This is a genomic window from Brevibacillus borstelensis (assembly GCF_003710865.1).
Classification (GTDB): Bacteria; Bacillota; Bacilli; order Brevibacillales; family Brevibacillaceae; genus Brevibacillus; species Brevibacillus borstelensis.
The window spans coordinates 1-1,055 of record NZ_RHHO01000086.1 but is presented as its reverse complement, the minus strand read 5'-3'; the positions used below and the strand labels follow the sequence as shown (position 1 = coordinate 1,055).

Below are 1,055 nucleotides of genomic sequence, written 5' to 3'. Positions count from 1 at the left end.
AAGTCCCTCTACCGGCACCATATGCTTGACCAAGGAGGAATCCATTATGGGTTCCTCTTTTTTATGTTTCATGATAACTATCACCTGATAACAAAACCTGCGGCAGAGCGAAAACCGTACACTCCGATACAAAAGTATTTTTACACACTTTACTTTGCGTAACGAAACAGCAAAGGGAACCGTCTTTAAAATGAATACGAAATAGGAAAAGAATGGGGTAACACATGGGGAAAGAAAAGAGAAGCGCGTTACGTTTCAAGAACCTGCTCATGGTTGGTTTGTCTCTCGCAGCAGTGGGATGTTCCACTGGGCCACAGGCAGCATTGCATACGGAAAAGCCTGGCGAGATTACCGCAGCTGCAGCAGCTATTTTGAATGATTCACCTGTTCAAAAGGAGGACGCAGCTGAAAAACTGCCCGCTTCGTTTATGATTGAAGCAGGCCAAGTATCGTTTCAAGGCAAAACTGGAGAGACGATCACATCGCTTCCGCTAAAAGTGATTAAGGCTGAATTTTACATCGATGGGGACCAGCCGCAGACTGTTGGGCCCAAAAAGCCATACCCGGTGATTCCATTATCGATTCCGCAATCAAGCAAGGATGAGCTTGGTGCGTATTGGATGGATGTGTTGGGGGGAGGAAGCGTATTTTTTATCGGACCGCGGGATTGGACCTTAGGGCAAGCTGGTATTGGCGCAAATGGATCGATTGGCATCGAACTGGTTAATCCGCATGATCCGAACCAGAAGCTCAACTACTCCGACAACGCCGGAGGATGCCAAGGATGCGCGATTACCTCGATTGGAACATACTTCCCGGACAAGGAGAAGTGGGCAGAGGAACAAGGATTTCCGATCTCTGCGAAAGTTGCATTTAAAGAAAGGACGCTGGTCTCCCCAACAACCGTACAATATCTCCTCGCCGATTCTCCAGACGGTTATCACATCTCTGGTGTGGCGCATCACCTTTCCCAAGAAGGAAGCCAGAGGTTTTTGAAAATGGAAATTTCCTGCCAAGCGGAACAAGCAAAAACGGCAAAAGATATTCTCGATTTA

At 47.3% G+C, this 1,055-nt stretch carries 1 protein-coding gene; it reads left to right on the top strand.

Annotated elements, in window-relative coordinates; all coding sequences use genetic code 11:
- Positions 1–224 precede the first annotated feature (224 nt).
- A partial coding sequence (locus tag EDM54_RS25740) for a DUF4850 domain-containing protein (protein WP_122959086.1) occupies positions 225–1,055 on the top strand: 831 nt, incomplete at its 3' end.